This is a genomic window from Corynebacterium kutscheri, from assembly GCF_000980835.1.
GTDB lineage: Bacteria > Actinomycetota > Actinomycetes > Mycobacteriales > Mycobacteriaceae > Corynebacterium > Corynebacterium kutscheri.
Map to the genome: position 1 here is coordinate 2,298,052 of NZ_CP011312.1, position 18,828 is coordinate 2,316,879.

Genomic DNA, 18,828 nt, shown 5'->3' on the forward strand with positions numbered 1-18,828 from the left:
TGCTTATTATGGCTGCTAAGACTTAGTAAGCTTTCCGCAGTGGAATAACATCCCACCGAGAAGTAAGTGCATCCAAGAGCATGACTCGACCGACCAGAGGCTGTCCAAAACCACCCAGTATTTTTAATGCTTCGGTTGCCTGCATGGTGCCTACTTGTCCCACCATAGCGCCTAGAACGCCAACATTAACCGCTAAAGGATAATCACTTGCGTCTGGTTCTTCCGGAATGAGATCACGTAAATACAGCGCATCGCCATAAGCATCAGGAAGACCAAATACTGAGCATTGTCCTTGCATAGATACCGCTGATGCCCATACTAGAACCGCGTTAACGTGCTGGGCAGCATCAGAGATCATCATCTTTGCGCCAAAGGTATCACAACAATCAAGTATGAGATCGTATTGTGGAAATAGTTCTACACAACGATCAAAGGTTAGGTACTCCGGATAAACCTCAACTTTTATATCGGAGTTAATAAGGCATAACCGCTCAGCAGCTGATTCTGCTTTATTTCGACCAATCTCAGTATGCAGCACTTGCCGCTGCATATTTTTTAGCTCAACCTCATCGCCATCGACTACACCGATACGACCAACCCCGGCACTGGCTAGGTAAGGAAGTGCCGCAGAGCCTAATCCGCCAGCACCAATAACCAATACCGATGCGGCGAGTAATTTTTCTTGACCAGCTTCACCGAGTCCAGGGATGCTGATATTTCGTTGATACCGTTCTTGCTGAATTTCACTTAGGGACATAACGACCATTCATAGCTACCATCAGGGAAAAATTGTTTTTTCCAAATGGGCAGGGATTGCTTAACCTTATCGACAAATTCGTGGCAGTACTCAAATGCTTCTTTACGGTGCGAAGTAGAAACAGCAACATAAAGTGCGATCCCACCAATTTCAAGTGTGCCAATGCGATGCTGTGCAACGATCGCATGAATATCTTCGCGAGAAGCAAACTCAGCAACTAACTCGCGCATTGTTTCTTCTGCCGAGGGGTGCGAGACATACTCGATACTGCTCACGGATTTCCCGTGGTCATGGTTGCGAACTATGCCAGCGAAAGTAACGAGTGCACCAGCGCGAGCATCCTCAACAGCCGCGCTTAGTGCACTAACGTCAATATCACTGTCGGTGATATATGAAAAACTTTGATTCATTAGTAAAACTAATACCTTAACTTGGTTTAGGAGCGTTTCGACGAGCGTAACGTAACCAAGTGATAATGATACAAAGTACGGACCATACAGCACCGATTGCGAAGAATACAGTGCTCGACATAATGGACAGACCAATACCAAATAGGAATGGACCAAATGCTGCGATAGCCGATGTCCAACCAATCACACCACCTGCTTGGCGTTTTTCAAAAATCATAGGCATCTGCTTGAACGTGGAAGCATTACCAATACCAGCAAAAAGGAAGATCAACAGCATTCCCCAGAGGAAATGATTGAAATCACTCTTGAGCGTTTCCGCTGAAGAAAGATCCGGAGTAAGTGCCGGGATGGTATAAATGATCGATCCGAGAATACCCACGCTAGAAATAAGCGTCCAAATAGCTCCACCCATGCGGTCAGTCAAAGGTGAAAATAGCACGCGAGCGCCAGCGCCAATAAGTGGGCCAAGGAATACATATTTAACTGGATCTGGTAGCGAGTAGCCGTCGATAAGTACCTGAGCAGAACTACCAGAACCACTAACGATAGCAGCGTTACCTTGACCATAAAGGTTACTCATTAACAAACCGAACTGAGCAGAAAGGCCAGAAAACGTACCAAAGGTCAAGATATAAAGGAGAGTCATCCACCAAGTATCTTGGTTACCGAAGATATCGAACTGCTGACGTACATTAGCCTTGATTGGAACTGATCGAAGTACGATATATGCCCAAATTGCTACCGCAATAATAATGGGAACATAAATGAAGGCAACTGTTTGGTACCACACTTCTCGTGCCTCACGGCCAGGGAAGTTAAAGGTTTGCGAGGCACCAAATAGGCCAAACATACTAAAGCCAATAAGCCATGGGGTAAGCAGCTGTACAAAGGAAACACCAAAATTACCTACGCCGGCTTGAATACCCAGTGCCGTGCCGGACATGCGCTTCGGGAAGAAGAAAGAGGTAGAAGGCATAAAGCCAGAGAAAGCGCCGCCGCCAATACCGGCAAGAAACGCTAGCAAAAGGAATACCCAATACGGAGTATTCAGACTTTGAATAGCGAAACCCCACCCCAACATAGGAAGTAACAGTAGGGCAGTAGTCAGCGAGACCATTTTACGAGTGCCCATTATAGGTGGTAAAACCATCCACATTAAGCGCAGCAAACCACCGGATAGACCGGGCATAGCGGCAAGCCAATATAGCTGGCTAGAGGTAAATTGGTAGCCTAGGCCACCCATTTTTGGGACGATAGCGCTTGGTAAAAACCACGCCACAAAGCATAGGGTCAAACTTACTGTGGTAACAGCAAGCGTATTCCAAGCAAGAGATTTATCCCAGCTTTTTTCATCTTCTGGATCCCAGCTCCGTAGCCAGTCACCATCAGTAGCAAGTTTGGTACTCATGCTTTCTCCATGTTGTTAGTAGGAACGGTATCAATTTTGCCGTCATATTGGGGTGTTGCTTTGGCAAGCATGCGGTGAATACTAACTTGCATCCAAATGGCACAAATTGCGGTAAGAATAAAAATAACTAAGAAGGTACTACTTGGCATACCTGTCCAGCTCTTGGAGTAAGCAAATAGTGGTGGTAGGAAAAATCCGCCTAATCCACCGAGCATGCCAACAAGACCACCGACTGAACCCACATTATCTGGGAAGTACTCTGGAATATGCTTATACACTGCTGCTTTGCCAATACCCATGGCGCAACCAAGTAAAAATACTAAGAATACAAACAAGGGAAGTTGAATTGAATAGTGCAAGTGTTCACTAGTGGAGCCATCTGAATTAACTACCGTGAGAAAACCATTAGGCATCATAAGAATGCCGCTGCTTAATAGCATCAAACCTAAAGAAAGATACATAGCTTTGCGTGCACCCCATTTATCACTCATCCAACCACCAAGTGGACGAAGTAGTGAAGCCGGGAAAATAAACGTAGCGGTCAGCAGACCAGCTTTAGTTAAATCAATATGGAAGTTATCCACATAGTACTTTGGTAGCCATGCCGAAAGTGCCACATAAGCACCGAAAACTGCCACGTAGTACAAAGAGAATCGCCATACCTGCATATAGCGTAATGGCTGAAGCATTTCGATAACAGATTTTGTTTTACCCGGCGCGCGATCAACGCGTGGAACAACAAAATAGGTAGCGATACCAATGACGATCAACAAGACCGCATAAATGACCGGAATTAACCGCCAGCCACCTTGAATTCCTAAAAAATAGGTAGAACCGGCAGTGGCTGCAATCAATGGTGGACCAATAAATTTAGTTACTGATGCACCTACATTGCCAGCACCAAAAACGCCCAGTGCTAGACCCTGTCGATTCTTCGAATACCAAGCCGAGTTCCAGGCAGTTCCTACACTAAAAAGATTGCCGGCAAAACCAACAAAGAATGCCAAAATCAGCACCATTGTGTAGCTATTGCTGAGCGACACTAAATAGGTAGGGATAGCACAAGCAAAAACAATAAACAGTGTTACCTTACGTCCACCAATACGATCGGTGATAATACCAGCAGGTAACCGCCACAAAGAACCGTTAAGCGCGGCAAGAGCGGCGATCCAACTTAGTTGGCCATCGGTGAGTCCCATTTCTTTTTGAATGGGCACACCTAAGATGCCGAACATCAGCCATACGGCAAAAATACACGTAAAGGCGATTGTAGACATCGTCATCACACGGCCGGCACCTTTTCCAGTGTCATGGATAGGAGCGACCTCAATTAATTTACTCATCAAAACTTTCTTTACACCTAGAAGGGCTTGAAATACGAATCAGTGGGCTGGTATAAGAAATTAGCGATTAGCTGCGTGTTCATTATCAAAAGTACCAACTGGATCCCAGCCGCTACCTCGTTTAGTTTGGGTTACTTCTGGAGTGGTACTACGCGACCGATACACGATATATGGGCGGAATAAATAGTGAATGGGTGCAGCAAAGATATGAACGAGTCGGGTGAAAGGAATAATCGCAATCAGCAGCAGTCCCATAATCACATGGGTTTGGAATTGCCAGGTCGATGCAACCATAGAATCAATATCTGGTTGCAAGGTAAAAAGAGAACGGAACCAAATGGAAACTGTCTCACGGTAATTGTGCTCTTCACCATTAGGGTAGTGTCCGCCCGTTAAAGTGGCGTTCATTCCTAAACCTACAGCACAGAGCAAAATTACATACATCACTTTGTCGCCAACCGTAGTTGCTTTACGAACTGACGCATTAGTTAACCGGCGATAAACCAACATAACCAAGCCAATTACTACGGCAATACCAGCAATTGCGCCACCAATAAGAGCAACCAGGTGGTAGTTGTGTTGACTAATTCCCATAGCATCTGTCCACCGCTTTGGAATAACCAAACCCATAATATGACCTGCAATAACGGCTAACATTGCAAAGTGAAATAATGGCGAAGCTACCCGTAAAATCTTTGATTCATACAGCTGCGACGACCGCGATGTCCAATGGAATTGATCATAACGGTAGCGCCAAACTAGGCCACCAATAAGAACCGCAAATGTGAGATAAGGCAAAGCGGCCCAAAGAAAGATATTCATGATGTGCTCCCTTGCACTTTTGGATAGGGCAGGAGTACGGGATCATGCAGACCTACGGTTTCCTGCGGTGGTTCTTGTAGGAGCTGCTGCACTTCGGCACGCGTCTTTGGTGATCCACCACCTAAAGTTTGACAAATCACTTCCAAAATAGCTGCTTGGGGTAATTTATCGTCGCTAAGACTCATGCGCAGTAGCTCTAGTGACGCCCGGTAGGTGTTAAGAATGCCCACACCTAATTCGGGATCACCGGTAGCAGCAAACTCCAGCACCATCGGTAAATAATCAGGTAGCTCACCATCGAGATCAACAAGTAATCCTGAATCACGATATGTTTGCTTAATTGCAAGCAGTACTTCACCCCGACGGCGAGTATCACCATCTGTCCAATAGGTCAGATGCAAAGCGTGTCGCCTACTAAGATCGAATTCTTGAACGTGCCAACTTTGTGCATCCATCAAAGACAGGCTTCGTAGATGAGCAATAGTAGGAGCGAAAGCATCAGCTGCTCCAACCTCAGCCACCGCCTGTTCGATCATGGGCAGACGTTCAATAAGTTCTTCGTCTGGGTACGATAACAAAAGCCCTGCCGCTTGAAAGATTACTGCATTCACAGGCTTAAATCTTCCTGCTCACGTCGTGCTTGAGTCTCTGCAAAACTACCAATACTTACTGGTACAGGTCGTCCCGGTGCCATAGCTGTTCCACAACCACCTGCTTCAGGACCAGTGCCGCCATAACCTGGGCCGCCTTCGAAATCGAGTGAGCAACCCATTTCTTCTAAGGCATGTGCTTGTTCCACATGTGCCTTAGGAATAACGTAGCGTTCCTCATACTTAGCAATAGCAAGTAGACGATACATTTGCTCTAGAGCGCCGGGTTCCATACCTACTGCCTCGGCTAATTCTGGTTGACGCTCACGTCCTAATGTGACATCTCGCATATAAGAACGCATGGCGGCAAGTTTTTGCAGAACCAGGGTTATGGTATCGGTATCGCCAGCAGTAAAAAGTTCTGCTAGGTATTCCACCGGAATACGCAAAGCGTCGATAGCTCCAAAGAGGTTACCACCGGCTTCCGAATCATGGCCTTGCTCTTTAAGCAAATCAACCACTGGTGAAAGTGGTGGGATATACCAAACCATTGGCATCGTGCGATACTCAGGATGCAGTGGCAAAGCAACTTTGAAGTGCTTAATGAGTGCATAAGTCGGTGATCTTTGAGCAGCCAGCAGCCAATCTTCTGGAATGCCGCTTGCCTTGGCATCAGCAATAACCTCAGGATCATGAGGATCAAGCATGACATCAAGCTGTGCTTGGTATAGATCTTTATCGTCGGCAAGTGCTGCTTCGGTGATCTTGTCGGGATCATAAAGAATAATGCCAAGATAGCGCAGTCGTCCCACACAGGTTTCCGAGCATACGGTAGGCAAGCCGGCTTCTAGGCGCGGGTAGCACATAGTACATTTTTCAGCTTTGCCGGTGCGGTGGTTAAAGTAAATCTTCTTATATGGGCAACCGGTAATACATTGACGCCAGCCACGGCAGGCATCTTGATCGACAAGCACGATACCATCTTCACTGCGTTTATAAATGGCTCCCGATGGACACGATGCCATACAGGAGGGGTTCAAGCAGTGCTCACAGATGCGCGGTAAGAAGAACATAAAGGTCTTCTCGTATTCGAACTTGATCTTTAAATTCGATTCTTCCCGCAGCTTCTTTACGATCGGATCTTCATCGCCGGTCTCGGCAATACCACCTAGAGCGTCATCCCAGTTGGAAGAATTCTTAATGGCCATTTTTTCGCCGGTAATCAGCGATTGTGGCTGTGCGACTGGGAAATCGTCGCCAAGCGGTGCTTGGGTAAGGGTTTCATAGTCGTATGTCCACGGCTCATAATAATCGCTAATCTCAGGTTGTGAGGGCGAAGAGAAAATGGTCATAAGCTTTTTAAAGCGTCCGCCGGCACGTAGTTTTAATTTGCCATTAGCGGTACGAACCCAGCCACCCTGCCATTTTTCCTGATCTTCATAGGTGCGTGGATAACCTTGACCGGGACGGGTTTCTACGTTGTTAAACCATACGTATTCCGTTCCAGCGCGGTTTGTCCACGCCTGCTTGCAGGTCACCGAACAAGTATGACAACCAATACACTTGTCTAGGTTCATTACCATGGCCATTTGAGCCATTACTCGTCTAGTCATTAGTAATCTACTTCCTGCTTGCGACGGCGTACTGTCGAAACGATGTCTCGCTGCACACCGGTTGGGCCAAGATAATTAAAGGCATAGGACTGATGCGCATAACCGCCGATAAGATGTGTTGCTTTCAGCAAAATTCTGGTTACCGAATTATGAATACCGCCACGACGACCAGTAGCTTCCGACTTCGGCACATCGACGGTACGCTCCTGTGCATGCTGTACATAAGCGATACCATCAGGCAATTTTGGCGTAACGACGGCGCGCGCTACGAAAACACCATTGGCATTTGTTAGCTCTACCCAATCGTTGTCTTTGACACCAATAGAAGCAGCATCTGCCACGCTTAGCCATGCCTGTGGGCCACCACGGCCAAGACTCAACATAAATAGGTTGTCGAAATATTGTGAGTGAATTGCCCACTTATTGTGCACTGTTAAGTAGCGCAAAGTGATTGCTTTTTCACCATTAAGGCCAATCTCTGGCTCACCATATGCCCTGGTCATATCCAATGGTGGTTTGAAAGTGGGAAGTTGCTCGCCGGAGTCAATCATCCAATCATGGTCAAGGAAGAAATGCATTCGTCCCGACAAGGTGTGCCATGGCTTGAGGCGTTCTGTATTAATAGTAAAGGCCGCATAACGACGCCCACCAGTTTCAGATCCCGACCATTCTGGTGAGGTAATTACTGGCTGTGGTGCTTGCTGAGTCTGTAAGAAAGTAATGGCACGTTCCTCAGAGCCTTCGGCTAAATCAGCAAGCTTTCGACCCGTCTTCTGTTCTAGGGTGCGGAAACCTTGGGTAGCTAATTCGCCATTCGTTGTTCCTGAGAATGAGAGAATTGCCTGTGCAAAGCGTTCATCGGTATCAATAGCTGGCCGGCCAGCTGCAGCACCGGATGGATATACCCCATGAAGCTCCCCTAGTTTTTGAACCTGGTGCTTCACATCATAAGTAATATTTTTAACAGTAAAACCAAGCTTATCGGCAAGCGGGCCAACCGTTAGCAATTTATCACCAATGGCAGTGTAATCACGCTCTACTACCTGCAAAACTGGCATATTCTTGCCAGGCATTGCTGGTAGATCGGTGTTCTTCCAATCTGGTACATGACCACCTGGCTGGGCGATTTCGCCTAGGGTATCGTGTTGCATCGGCACGGCGACAATATCGTGACGAGTATCTAGACGTCCCTTGGCTAACTCAGAAATCTTAAAGGCTAGATCAGCAAAGAGGTCAAAGTCAGTCTTTGCTTCCCACGGTGGAGTAATTGCCGGGGTAAAAGCATGCACATAAGGGTGCATATCTGTCGAACTAATATCGTGTTTTTCGTACCAGGTTGCAGCCGGGAACACGATGTCACTGACAAGTGTCGAACTAGTCATGCGGAAATCAGAGGTCATAAGCAAATCAACTTTGCCCTCTGGAGCTTCATCATGCCATTTAACGTTCTTAGGCCGCTGATCTGCACCATGGCCATTTTCCATGACGTTGTTATGCGTTCCCAATAGATGACGCAGGAAGTATTCGCTGCCCTTACTCGACGAACCAAAGAGGTTAGAGCGCCATAGCATCATTGTGCGCGGCCAGTTTTGTGGCGCATCAATATCTTCAATTGCGCTCTTAATTTCGCCAGATTTTAATCCCGCCGCAATATATTCCTGGACACTAGCAGCTTCACCACGTGCAACAGCTGCCTCTGCTTCATCAGCTAAATCGAGCGGATTGTTATCAAATTGTGGATAGAAAGGCATCCAACCCAAACGGTTAGACAATGCTACAGCATCTGCTGTGTGCAACCCATCAAGAGATCCGGTAGAAAGTGGCGATTTAATAGCGTCAGCGGAAAACCGTCGGTACGCCATTGATCAGTATGCATATACCAGTATGCGGTACCAATCATGGTACGTGGTGGGCGGGTCCAATCTGTTGCATTAGCCATATTGAACCAACCGGTCATTGGCCGGCATTTTTCTTGACCCACATAGTGTGCCCAGCCGCCACCATTTTTGCCGATACATCCAGTAAGCATCAATAAACTGATAATTGACCGGTAGGTAACATCTGCGTGGAACCAGTGACAGATACCCGCGCCAATAATAATCATCGTGCGTCCCTGAGATTCCTCAGAGTTATTGGCGAATTCACGAGCAACTCGGATACATGCTTCTGCTGGTACTGAGGTAATTTCAGCTTGCCAAGCAGGTGTATATGGGCTGTGCACATCGTCGTAGTCTTTTGCCCACACACCTGGCAGGCCTTCCCGGCCAACACCATATTGAGCAAGCATCAGGTCGAAGACTGTGGTGACTAATTGACCATTAGGTAACTGACGAGCAGGTACACCACGGCGAATAATAGAACCTTCACCACGAGGATCTTCGAATACCGGCAGTGCTACTTCTACACCCTGAGCTTCGCTTTGTCCCAGCAACGTCAGAGCAGGGTCAATATCACCTAGTTCCAGGTTCCACTGCCCCATGCCTTCTTCGTTATACCGGAAACCCATAGAACCATTTGGTACGGCAGGTGCTTCAGTTGCTTGATTCCACATCACTGTTTTAAAAGCAGCATCGGGTAGATCAGAATACTGAGCAAGATCTGCAGCAGTAACAAACTTACCGGCAGTTAGACCATGTCCATCTGGGTGTTCCACCAAGGTAATCAGCATGCCTAGGTCTGTGTACTTACGTACATAGTCCTGGAAATAAGGTACTTGGCGGTCAACAAAGTTTTCTTTAAGGATCACATGCCCCATAGCCATGGCCAAGGCAGCATCGGTACCAGCTTGAGCTGGCAACCACTCATCAGCGAATTTAACGTTATCGGCATAATCTGGCGAAACGGTAATAACCTTAGTGCCACGGTAACGTACCTCAGCCATCCAGTGGGCATCTGGGGTACGAGTAATTGGAACATTTGAACCCCACATCATCAAGTACGTGGAATCCCACCAGTCACCCGATTCTGGAACGTCGGTTTGATCGCCAAATACCTGTGGGCTGGCAACAGGTAAATCAGCGTACCAATCGTAGAAGCTGGTCATTGCGCCACCAATAAGGTGGGTAAACCGGGTACCAATTGCATGGCTGACCTGGCTCATAGCTGGGATTGGCGAGAAAGAAACGCACCGGTCTGGACCATAATTTTTAATGGTGTTCACATAACTGGCCGCTGAGATTTCTAGTGCTTCTTCCCAAGAGATACGTACCAAACCGCCCTTACCGCGCGCCTGTTGATAACGACGACGCTTCTCTGGATCGGTAGATACTTCTCGGAATGCGGCAACTGGATCGCCAAGTCGCTGTTTTGCCTCACGATACATCTCTACCAATACACCGCGAGCATAAGGGTATCGTACGCGAGTAGGGGAGTAGGTGTACCAAGAAAAAGCTGCACCACGCGGACATCCGCGTGGTTCATATTCCGGACGATCAGGTCCGGTAGTGGGGTAGTCGGTCTGCTGAGCCTCCCAGGTGATCAAGCCATCTTTAACGTAAACCTTCCATGAGCACGATCCGGTGCAATTCACACCATGTGTTGAACGAACAACTTTATCGTAACTCCAGCGATCCCGGTAAAAAACATCACCCGCACGTCCACCTTTACGGAAGACCGCACGATCATCATGGGTGTGCTCGTGTCGGGTGAAAAATTTACCAAGCTTTAATAAAGCTTCGGTGGCTGGGGAGTCCAAACGGGCATCACTTGTCATGTCTTATTTATAACATAAAATTCCGCCCACATAATCATCAAGAAGCCCCGTCAGTAAAGTTTGGTAATGCTAACCTAAACTTTACTCCGGTTTTTTCCGATTTAAATCCATATGCTGCGGCTTTTTCTGGAATATCAATATCATCAACAAGGAATTTCGACACATAAATGTTGTGGAAATCAAGGTTGGAGAACAGTCGTTTGACCGCTACATTAATTGCGGTAGAATGAATATTATGCAGTGATTGGAGAGAATATTTTGCACACAAAAACTGTTTCCAGCCCGACTCGTCAACCAAAATCACCCCATCTTTATCCTTTGGTATCGAAGCAGTAGCTAAAAGGTGAACAATCTCTTCTGGATGCGCTAGGTCACCGGCTAAAATTAGCGTCTCCCCAATCATCGGCATACAGCGCACGGCAGCCATAATTCCTGCAGCTGGACCAGAAAAAGGGGGATTTTCGCGCACAAAACAAACATCTGTACCCAAACCAGGACGTTGAGAGCCAACCACCCATAATTGATCGGCATAGCAACGTGCACTTTCACATACCGCAGCCAACATAGTAGTTGACCCGTTAACCAACGATAACTTGTCTATTCCCATACGCTGCGAACGCCCACCAGCAAGAATAATGGCATGTTTCATAGGCTGATCAACCATTGCGCAAGCACCAATACTTTTCTTTTCAACCAACTCCAGATACTTTATCCACCAGCAAAAGGTGGCAATACATCCAACTGCTGTACCCCACTGATATCTTGATCTAGCGTTTGTAGACGTATACCGTCGGCAAGCAATGAAGATACCTGAAAAACACGCTCCAACTTAGGATTATCTGCTACCAACACATCAATAACCTCTTGTGCGCTACAACCTGCAGCATCAAAAACTAACTGATCTGTACCGGCTGTTTCAGCAGCACCGGCAAAAAAACGAATCTGCATTTTTTCCTTTCACTACATTCTTCTCATAGTTTTGGTTCTTAACAGTTCATCCATCGACTACTATTAACCACCAATAGCGCTCATTGTGCGTTCAGGCTGGATAAAAGTAGGGGTATTAATTCCATGGGCACGTGGTTTACGCTTATGTGCACCCACCCAGGCTTCAATAATCTCATCATCATTACCACCACTGCGCAAAATTGCCCGCAAGTCAATTTCCTCCTGTGAAAAAAGACAAGAACGAATCGTGCCATCTGAGGTAAGGCGAGTACGATCACAAGCTTGGCAAAAAGAATTAGTCACTGATGCAATGACCCCAATTTTGCCACCTGGTTGATTATTATCAGCGTGAACACGCCATAATTGAGCAGGTGCCGAGCCTCGCTCATCAATCGGACTAAGGGTATATCGAGTTTGCAAAACAGAAAGAATTTCCTGTGCAGTAACCATATTGCTTCGATTCCATTTTTCCTGCGGTCCGAGCGGCATTTGTTCAATGAACCGCAATTGCAATCCTCGCTCCAAACTAAAGTGAGCTAACGGCAGGATATCTTGCTCATTGGTGCCTCGCATAATAACAGTATTAATTTTTATCGGCGCTACACCTAGTTTCTGAGTAATTTCAATTGAGCGCAATACATCTTTCAAACGATCCCTACGAGTTAGAGCAGCATAACGATGAGAATCAAGTGAATCAAGCGAAATATTAACCCGATCAAGTCCTGCTTCAATAAAACGATGTACCCGTTTATCCAAACCAAGTCCATTAGTAGTGAGCGCAGTTTCCAGCCCCAACTTGGATGCATACCGAATAATATTTTCTAGCCCTGGACGCAATAAAGGTTCACCACCAGTAAAACGCACTCTAGTAATTCCCAAATTCTGAGCTGCAATACGTAGCAAGCGGTTAATCTCACTATCACTCAGTGTTTCTTCCCGTGGTAACCATTGCATACCTTCGGCAGGCATACAATAGGTACAACGTAAATTACAGCGATCGGTTAACGATACCCGTAAGTCACGGGCAACCCTACCGTAAGCGTCACTGAGTATATGGTGAGTCATACAAGCATGATAACACCAAGCATGCTATAAATATTTCTATAAAAGAGCTGGTAAACAGCATAAAATATAAATGGGTAGACCTATAAATACTGCCCATAGGTAATTTATTCGTACTTATATTTAAGAATCACAATCTACGTTTACTCTCATCTATCTCATTTCAACTACGCTGCTTACACTGCACTCTTTATAAAAGACCGCAAAGCTACAGCTGTAATTAGATAGCTAAGAACGATATGCAAGCTGCGTATCCCCTCCAACAGCTATCACGTAAAGATGTAAAGCAAAAAATTTCTCATGCCAGTGTATGGCGGTAACCGACAGTAAATATTCAAGTCACCTGGTTGATACCAACCTAAAAAGGCTTCCGAAATACAACACAAACTCTACAACTTTTGAATGAATCGTTTATGATACTTAGTCGAGCTATACCTAATTAAGGTAAAGCTTGGTCTTATTATATTGAAGGGAAGATAATGCGCATTAACCGTGCCATCGTCGCTACAGCTGCCGCACTATTAGCGTTGACACTCACTGCCTGCTCGACTGAAAATACCAGCTCGTCAAACAACTCGAGCCAATCAGCAAGCACGAGCGATTCTGTAACTATCAAGCACGCTTTTGGTGAAACAGTTATTCAAGGAACCCCAGAACGTATCGCTACTGTAGGCTGGGCAAACCATGAGGTACCACTTGCTCTCGGTGTCGTCCCGGTAGGTATATCACGTGCAACCTTTGGCGATGATGACGGTAATGGCATTCTGCCCTGGGTAGAAGATAAACTTGCTGAACTTGGTGGCGAGACCCCGGTGCTTTTCGACGAAACTGACGGTATTCCTTTCGAGCAGGTTGCTGATACGAAACCAGATGTTATTTTGGCTGCCTATTCCGGTATGACCCAGGAAGACTATGACAAACTCTCAAAGATTGCTCCGGTGATTGCACAGCCTGGTGAAGCATGGCAGACCAGCTTGGAAGAAATGAACCTCATGGATTCTCAGGGCATGAACCAGGCAGCAGCAGGGGAGAAGCTCAATCAGGATCTCAAGCAAGAAATTGCTGACACCATGGCCGCATACCCAGCGCTCAAAGGAAAGAAAGTCTTGTTTACCAGCTTCGGCTACTCTAAAGAAGATAACAACCTTGGTTTCTACACCACCAATGACCCTCGCGCTGGATTCCTCCAAAGCGCTGGTTTTGAGGTTCCAACCGTCGTTAAGGAAGACACTCAGACCGCAAGTGGTTTCTGGTCTGAACGCTCACTAGAAAACCCCGAAGCTTTTGATGATGTTGATGTGTTTATCTCCTATGGTTCCGATGATGAGGCAGAAAACCAGGAAACACTCAAAGCTCTCCAAGAAAACCCACTCACAGGTCGTATCCCAGCAGTTCAGGCTGGTCGGGTTGTTTTCTTAGGCAATGGACCCATCGCTGCTGCAGCTAATCCAACCCCTTTGTCTATTCCGGCTACCTTGGATACCTACTTTGGCATGATTAACCAGGCAGCAACTCGTTAATGAAGCAGCTTACGCTGAGTCTTATCGTGCTCGTCGCGGCGATGCTTGCCAGCATCACCCTCGGCGTGCGCGATATTTCTCTTTCCGACGTTTATCAGGCGATATTAGGACATACCAATACCGTCGAACAAGCTGTTGCCGCAGCTCGACTACCACGAACCATACTTGGTGTTCTCGCTGGTGCTGGACTTTCTGCCGCTGGTCTAGCCTTCCAATCAATTACTCGTAACCCCTTGGCTGATCCTGGTATTTTAGGTGTGCTTCATGGGGCATCGCTTGCAGTGGTTCTTGGCATTACCTTTGGTTGGAATGCACCATTTTTATTAGCTATTATCGGTGCCGGAATAGCCGGTGTGTTTGTTTTCATTATCGGTTCCATGGGTAGATCTGGTGCAACTCCATTAAAACTTGCTCTTGCCGGTGCTGCTACCACAGCTGCCTTAGTATCTTTAATTCGGCTTATTTCGCTGCCTCAATCGCGGGTGCTCGATTCTTTCCGGCATTGGCAAGTAGGCGATATCGGTGATACCCAGTGGCCAACCTTACGTATTGCGATCCCAATTATTGGCCTAGCGCTTATAGTGTTGTGGTCTCAAGCAGGTAGCATGAATGCCTTGGCGTTAGGCGATGAAGCAGCTACCGCCTTAGGGTTTCATGTTTCGCGCGTGCGGCTTATCGTAGGAATAAGCGGCATTGTTTTATGCGGAATGGTCACCGCCCTATGTGGTCCTATTTCTTTTATTGGTCTCGTTGTTCCTCATGCGTGCCGGATGCTTAGTTCTACAAATCATCGCATTTTAGTGCCATTTTCTATTTTATTGGGTGCTAGTTTTCTGCTTATTTCCGATACGCTTGGCCGCTTAATTATCGACAATACTGAGATTGCCGTTGGCATTTTAATGCCACTTATTGGTGCTCCGGTGTTTGTTTGGATTGTTCACACTTTTAAGGCACGTGAATTGGCATGACAGATTCATCCTCTTTAGCAGTCGAACCGTCGATAAGCGCTCACGCGTTACGACGGCAACGCACACTAGCTCGCACCAAAGCAATAACTGGTATTACTGTCTTATTAATTCTGCTGGTGGTATTGATTGCGGTAGCCCTGATGTACGGGGAAACTTTTTATCCGCTTAGCGATGTTTTTGCAGTTATCCAGGGACGTACTGTTCCCGGTGCCTCCTATACTGTCGGTGAACTGCGACTACCTCGGACAATTATCGGTGTATGCGTTGGTCTTGCATTGGGTGCTTCCGGAGTAAGTTTTCAAATAATGTTGCGTAACCAACTAGCCAGTCCCGATATTGTAGGTATTTCGGCAACTGCTAGCACGGTCGGTGTTATTGGTATTACTGTTTTCCATCTCAATAGCTGGCTAATTTCACTGCTATCACTGGTTTTTACTCTTCTTGTCGCTATCGCTATGTATACCTTTACTAAAGGTGGCACAAAGCTGATTCTTATTGGCATCGGAGTGGGCGCTTTTATGCAATCCATTGTGGTGTTTGTACTTTCTAAAGCCAATGAATCTGATCTACAAAGCGCTGGGCGATGGATGGCTGGATCACTAAATCAATCCAACTGGAAACTAGTTCTCCCGGTAGTCGTATTGGTATTAATCCTACTGCCGCTGCTTATTTGCTTATCACACCATCTCTCAGTGCTTCGCCTTGGCGATGAACTAGCAGCCGGATTAGGCCTCAGTGTTGATCGCTCTCGCAAAACAGTCATGGCGTTAAGCGTATTTCTTACTGCCGTATCAACTGCTGCTGTTGGCCCCATCGCTTTCGTTGCTTTTATGTCTGGTCCCATCGCACTGCGCATTCCACACCGCAATCTTATTTTGACCGCCTCACTAATTGGTGCACTTTTAGTTTTGGTTTCCGATCTTATTTCTCAACTATTATTGCCCTACCGTTACCCGGTAGGTGTGGTTACTGGAGTACTCGGCGCACCATTTCTTATCTATCTGCTTATCCGTTCCAACAAGAAGGGTGCCTCGCTGTGAGCACTGCTCATTCACTCCAAGCACACGACGTCGAACTAGCCTATGGCGAGCGCACTATCGCTAGTAACCTCAGTGTATCCATTACTCCCGGTAAAATTACCTCAATTATCGGCCCCAATGGTTGCGGCAAATCCACCCTGCTCAAAGCCCTAGCTCGGCTACTCAAACCGACATCAGGAACCGTAACTCTTAACGGGATAGCTTTATCAGAATGGAACTCTAAAAAACTGGCGCACAATCTAGGGCTTCTGCCGCAAACTCCACTGGCCCCGGAAGGGATTTCAGTAACTGATCTTGTTGGCCGCGGGCGTACTCCTTATCAAGGTATGTTAGGGCGCTGGTCTAGCCGTGATTATGATGCCGTCGCTCATGCTATTAATGTCACTGGCATTTCTGATCTTGCGGAACGCACCATTGATGAACTTTCTGGCGGTCAGCGCCAGCGGGTATGGATCGCTATGGCATTAGCTCAAGAAACAGAAGTTTTGCTTCTCGACGAACCAACCACCTATTTAGATGTTACCCATCAATTAGATGTGCTTGACCTGCTTAAAGACCTTAATACCACTAGCGCAACGACTATCGTTATGGTGCTTCATGATCTCAACCTAGCCGCACACTACTCTGATGAACTTATTGCCATGCGGGAAGGAAAGATTATCTGCACTGGCACCCCGGAAGAAGTAGTCACTGAAGAAAATGTGCACGAAATATTTCATCTCACCTCTAAGGTAATAGCCGACCCGGTATCTGGTTCCCCCATGGTTATTCCTATTGGTAGGTGGTAATTGGCATTACCCATTCGCCCCTAGAGCTACCACGTACATGGGCACAACAACTGGTAGACAGATCAATAAAAACACGTACGCAATGCGGTTGTACACGTCGTCAATCTTTCTTTTCATCTGCGATAGTGGCGTATAAAAAACCTGGGATGATAGTGTTCATCCCAGGTTGATTATTATCATCAATCAGTTCCTGATAAAAATCAGTCATTACCACCTATTTATGGTGACGGTTTTTCACAAAATTGACCAATGCTGCTGCGATTATGGTGAAAGTAATAAGGATACAGAATCCGAGAATCGACTTGTTTGATATAGCAACATACCCCGAAAGTGCTAAACCAAATAATGCTACAACAACAGCATTAGGAGATATTTTAAAATTATTCATGGCCTACTCCTTTGTGCATTCGATTTTTAAACACGTTGACTACCTCGAAGCTGTCTGATCCAGATGTAATGGACTTTAACTCTTCCATTACACTTCTTATGATGGCTGAGGACTACAGTAACACCAGTAATAATAGCTTCGATGACAGTGCACGCTACCCAACTAACCCCGAGAATAGCGCAGATAGCGGCGCTAAGGGAGACCCCAAATCCGCTGATGATCATATCTTGTTCTAGGGAAGTCAACTCCACCCAGAATCCTCTATTTTCTCTTCCTCCACTTACGTAAGCGGTGATGGCATGCAAGTCTAATAGTGCTAACTTCGTGCTTCCAAGGTTGAAGGTTACTGTCGAATCTTCATTTATGGTACGTGGAATGTCTGAGTTAGAACTCTGGAGTGACTCATAATCCTGCACCAGTTTGATTGTGACGCTGCTGGAAAACCACTGGGTCATTTGTTTCCGCACTAGTAGAGAATCCTTATTCTGCAAAAAGATAACAGCTAAAATTACCGAAAGTAATGCCCTAGCTAGAGGGGCATAGTCTCTCCTATCTCTATAGTGCTAAATTACGATACACGTTATCTAGTTTTTGGTACCTAATCAATAGCATTAAATAAATCACTTCTCTACTATTCGTTTCGGCCAAGAAACACAGCTATTAAGGTTCACAGGTATGCTCATATTAAATTATTCCCAGGCAGTCTTCGATTCCACGAGCAGTAAATATAAATAAATTAGCGATGCCATAGCGGCCCATCTAAGCTATTTAAAAAACACATTCAAGCATAATTGGCGATACCTACTAAGAGCATCACACCAGCTCAAACCCCTCAGCTAACCCAACAAAATGCTCACTATCATGAAACAAACACATGAACGAATCCATCACACCAACTGTTAAGGAATAATTATCGCACTTACGTAAAACAAAACCGCTGCCCGGTAATGAATACCAGGGCAGCGGTTGTTGCTATTTTTACTTGCCGAGTAGCTTCTGGAGCTGGTTGGCAAAGTTCAAGGCATCGTTCATGGTCTTGAACATGGTGTTGAAGATCTTCAAGAACTCATTGATCTCGGTAGGGTTGAGCTCAGAAGAAGCAGAGGACAAGGATGCTGCTCCATTGTCGGTGGTCTCGGCCATTGCAGGAGCTGCGGTTGCGCCCAAGATAACGGTTGCAGCGATCAAAGATACGCCGAACTTCTTAATAGAATTCATAAAATTTCCTTAAAGAGAAGGAGTCGGGGTCATACGTGTTTCTCCACTCTAACCCCAGAATTGCCAGTACGCAAACATTTTTTAGAACTTTTCTGCCGACAACTGCAGCGATCTCTCTTTCTAAGAGAAAATTTTATTGCTTCCTCTCACTTATCAGCATCAAAGAACCGTGCCGTTATATTTCAGCACGGTTTTTCACAACAATCCTTGTTTTACTTAGTCCAGCTTCAGCACATAAATG

At 46.3% G+C, this 18,828-nt stretch carries 16 protein-coding genes and 1 pseudogene; 4 read left to right on the forward strand and 13 right to left on the reverse strand.

Features of this window, described 5'->3' with window-relative positions:
- Positions 1 to 22: 22 nt before the first annotated feature.
- From UL82_RS10295 to moaA, 11 genes and pseudogenes are all read right to left on the reverse strand, one after another.
- Entirely contained in the window at positions 23 to 757 is a 735-nt protein-coding gene (locus UL82_RS10295; RefSeq protein WP_158407838.1) for a HesA/MoeB/ThiF family protein, read from the reverse strand.
- Positions 748 to 1,167, reverse strand: coding sequence for a molybdenum cofactor biosynthesis protein MoaE (locus UL82_RS10300; protein WP_046440902.1), 420 nt, complete (start codon positions 1,165 to 1,167; stop codon positions 748 to 750). The genes UL82_RS10295 and UL82_RS10300 overlap by 10 nt, the downstream gene beginning before the upstream one ends.
- A gap of 16 nt (positions 1,168 to 1,183) precedes the next feature.
- Positions 1,184 to 2,575 carry an MFS transporter gene (locus tag UL82_RS10305; RefSeq protein WP_046440904.1) on the reverse strand — a complete coding sequence of 464 codons (1,392 nt, stop codon included), beginning with the start codon at positions 2,573 to 2,575 and terminating at the stop codon, positions 1,184 to 1,186.
- Positions 2,572 to 3,918, reverse strand: coding sequence for an MFS transporter (locus UL82_RS10310; protein ID WP_046440905.1), 1,347 nt, complete (start codon positions 3,916 to 3,918; stop codon positions 2,572 to 2,574). Before UL82_RS10310 ends, UL82_RS10305 begins: the two co-directional genes overlap by 4 nt.
- 60 nt (positions 3,919 to 3,978) lie before the next feature.
- A complete protein-coding gene (gene narI, locus UL82_RS10315; RefSeq protein ID WP_046440907.1) occupies positions 3,979 to 4,740 on the reverse strand; it encodes a respiratory nitrate reductase subunit gamma in 762 nt (253 codons plus the stop codon).
- Complete coding sequence (gene narJ / locus UL82_RS10320) at positions 4,737 to 5,351, reverse strand: nitrate reductase molybdenum cofactor assembly chaperone (RefSeq protein WP_046440909.1); 615 nt, start codon at positions 5,349 to 5,351, stop codon at positions 4,737 to 4,739. Before narJ ends, narI begins: the two co-directional genes overlap by 4 nt.
- A complete protein-coding gene (gene narH, locus UL82_RS10325) occupies positions 5,348 to 6,943 on the reverse strand; it encodes a nitrate reductase subunit beta (RefSeq protein ID WP_197719643.1) in 1,596 nt (531 codons plus the stop codon). Before narH ends, narJ begins: the two co-directional genes overlap by 4 nt.
- A pseudogene (locus UL82_RS10330) lies at positions 6,943 to 10,655 on the reverse strand (nitrate reductase subunit alpha). The gene narH and the pseudogene UL82_RS10330 overlap by 1 nt, the downstream one beginning before the upstream one ends.
- 37 nt (positions 10,656 to 10,692) lie before the next feature.
- Positions 10,693 to 11,352 (reverse strand): NTP transferase domain-containing protein, encoded by a 660-nt coding sequence (locus UL82_RS10720; protein ID WP_052735970.1) that lies wholly within the window; start codon positions 11,350 to 11,352, stop codon positions 10,693 to 10,695.
- Between the two features lie 11 nt (positions 11,353 to 11,363).
- Entirely contained in the window at positions 11,364 to 11,603 is a 240-nt protein-coding gene (locus UL82_RS10340) for a MoaD/ThiS family protein (protein ID WP_046440910.1), read from the reverse strand.
- Between the two features lie 63 nt (positions 11,604 to 11,666).
- Positions 11,667 to 12,668 carry a GTP 3',8-cyclase MoaA gene (gene moaA, locus UL82_RS10345; protein ID WP_046440912.1) on the reverse strand — a complete coding sequence of 334 codons (1,002 nt, stop codon included), beginning with the start codon at positions 12,666 to 12,668 and terminating at the stop codon, positions 11,667 to 11,669.
- Between the two features lie 476 nt (positions 12,669 to 13,144).
- Between moaA and UL82_RS10350 the strand changes: the two genes are divergently transcribed.
- The 4 genes from UL82_RS10350 to UL82_RS10365 are packed head-to-tail and all read left to right on the forward strand — an operon-like array spanning position 13,145 to position 16,981.
- Complete coding sequence (locus UL82_RS10350) at positions 13,145 to 14,185, forward strand: iron-siderophore ABC transporter substrate-binding protein (protein ID WP_046440913.1); 1,041 nt, start codon at positions 13,145 to 13,147, stop codon at positions 14,183 to 14,185.
- A complete protein-coding gene (locus UL82_RS10355) occupies positions 14,185 to 15,153 on the forward strand; it encodes a FecCD family ABC transporter permease (RefSeq protein ID WP_046440914.1) in 969 nt (322 codons plus the stop codon). The genes UL82_RS10350 and UL82_RS10355 overlap by 1 nt, the downstream gene beginning before the upstream one ends.
- Positions 15,150 to 16,193 (forward strand): FecCD family ABC transporter permease, encoded by a 1,044-nt coding sequence (locus UL82_RS10360; protein WP_046440915.1) that lies wholly within the window; start codon positions 15,150 to 15,152, stop codon positions 16,191 to 16,193. The genes UL82_RS10355 and UL82_RS10360 overlap by 4 nt, the downstream gene beginning before the upstream one ends.
- Positions 16,190 to 16,981, forward strand: a complete 792-nt coding sequence (locus UL82_RS10365) for an ABC transporter ATP-binding protein (protein ID WP_046440916.1) — start codon at positions 16,190 to 16,192, stop codon at positions 16,979 to 16,981. The genes UL82_RS10360 and UL82_RS10365 overlap by 4 nt, the downstream gene beginning before the upstream one ends.
- Positions 16,982 to 17,195: 214 nt before the next feature.
- Here the strand turns inward: UL82_RS10365 and UL82_RS11255 are convergent, their stop codons facing one another.
- Positions 17,196 to 17,369, reverse strand: a complete 174-nt coding sequence (locus tag UL82_RS11255) for a hypothetical protein (protein WP_169746262.1) — start codon at positions 17,367 to 17,369, stop codon at positions 17,196 to 17,198.
- Between the two features lie 978 nt (positions 17,370 to 18,347).
- Positions 18,348 to 18,587: a hypothetical protein gene (locus tag UL82_RS10375; RefSeq protein ID WP_046440918.1), complete on the reverse strand. Its 240-nt coding sequence runs from the start codon at positions 18,585 to 18,587 to the stop codon at positions 18,348 to 18,350.
- Positions 18,588 to 18,828 lie beyond the last annotated feature (241 nt).

Excerpts from the sequence above, each read along its gene's own strand:
- UL82_RS10295 (WP_158407838.1), bottom strand. The coding sequence starts at position 757 with ATGTCCCTAAGTGAAATTCAGCAAGAACGGTATCAACGAAATATCAGC.
- UL82_RS10300 (WP_046440902.1), bottom strand. The coding sequence starts at position 1,167 with ATGAATCAAAGTTTTTCATATATCACCGACAGTGATATTGACGTTAGT.
- UL82_RS10305 (WP_046440904.1), bottom strand. The coding sequence starts at position 2,575 with ATGAGTACCAAACTTGCTACTGATGGTGACTGGCTACGGAGCTGGGAT.
- UL82_RS10310 (WP_046440905.1), bottom strand. The coding sequence starts at position 3,918 with ATGAGTAAATTAATTGAGGTCGCTCCTATCCATGACACTGGAAAAGGT.
- narI (WP_046440907.1), bottom strand. The coding sequence starts at position 4,740 with ATGAATATCTTTCTTTGGGCCGCTTTGCCTTATCTCACATTTGCGGTT.
- narH (WP_197719643.1), bottom strand. The coding sequence starts at position 6,943 with ATGACTAGACGAGTAATGGCTCAAATGGCCATGGTAATGAACCTAGAC.
- UL82_RS10340 (WP_046440910.1), bottom strand. The coding sequence starts at position 11,603 with ATGCAGATTCGTTTTTTTGCCGGTGCTGCTGAAACAGCCGGTACAGAT.
- moaA (WP_046440912.1), bottom strand. The coding sequence starts at position 12,668 with ATGACTCACCATATACTCAGTGACGCTTACGGTAGGGTTGCCCGTGAC.
- UL82_RS10350 (WP_046440913.1), top strand. The coding sequence starts at position 13,145 with ATGCGCATTAACCGTGCCATCGTCGCTACAGCTGCCGCACTATTAGCG.
- UL82_RS10355 (WP_046440914.1), top strand. The coding sequence starts at position 14,185 with ATGAAGCAGCTTACGCTGAGTCTTATCGTGCTCGTCGCGGCGATGCTT.
- UL82_RS10360 (WP_046440915.1), top strand. The coding sequence starts at position 15,150 with ATGACAGATTCATCCTCTTTAGCAGTCGAACCGTCGATAAGCGCTCAC.
- UL82_RS11255 (WP_169746262.1), bottom strand. The coding sequence starts at position 17,369 with ATGAATAATTTTAAAATATCTCCTAATGCTGTTGTTGTAGCATTATTT.
- UL82_RS10375 (WP_046440918.1), bottom strand. The coding sequence starts at position 18,587 with ATGAATTCTATTAAGAAGTTCGGCGTATCTTTGATCGCTGCAACCGTT.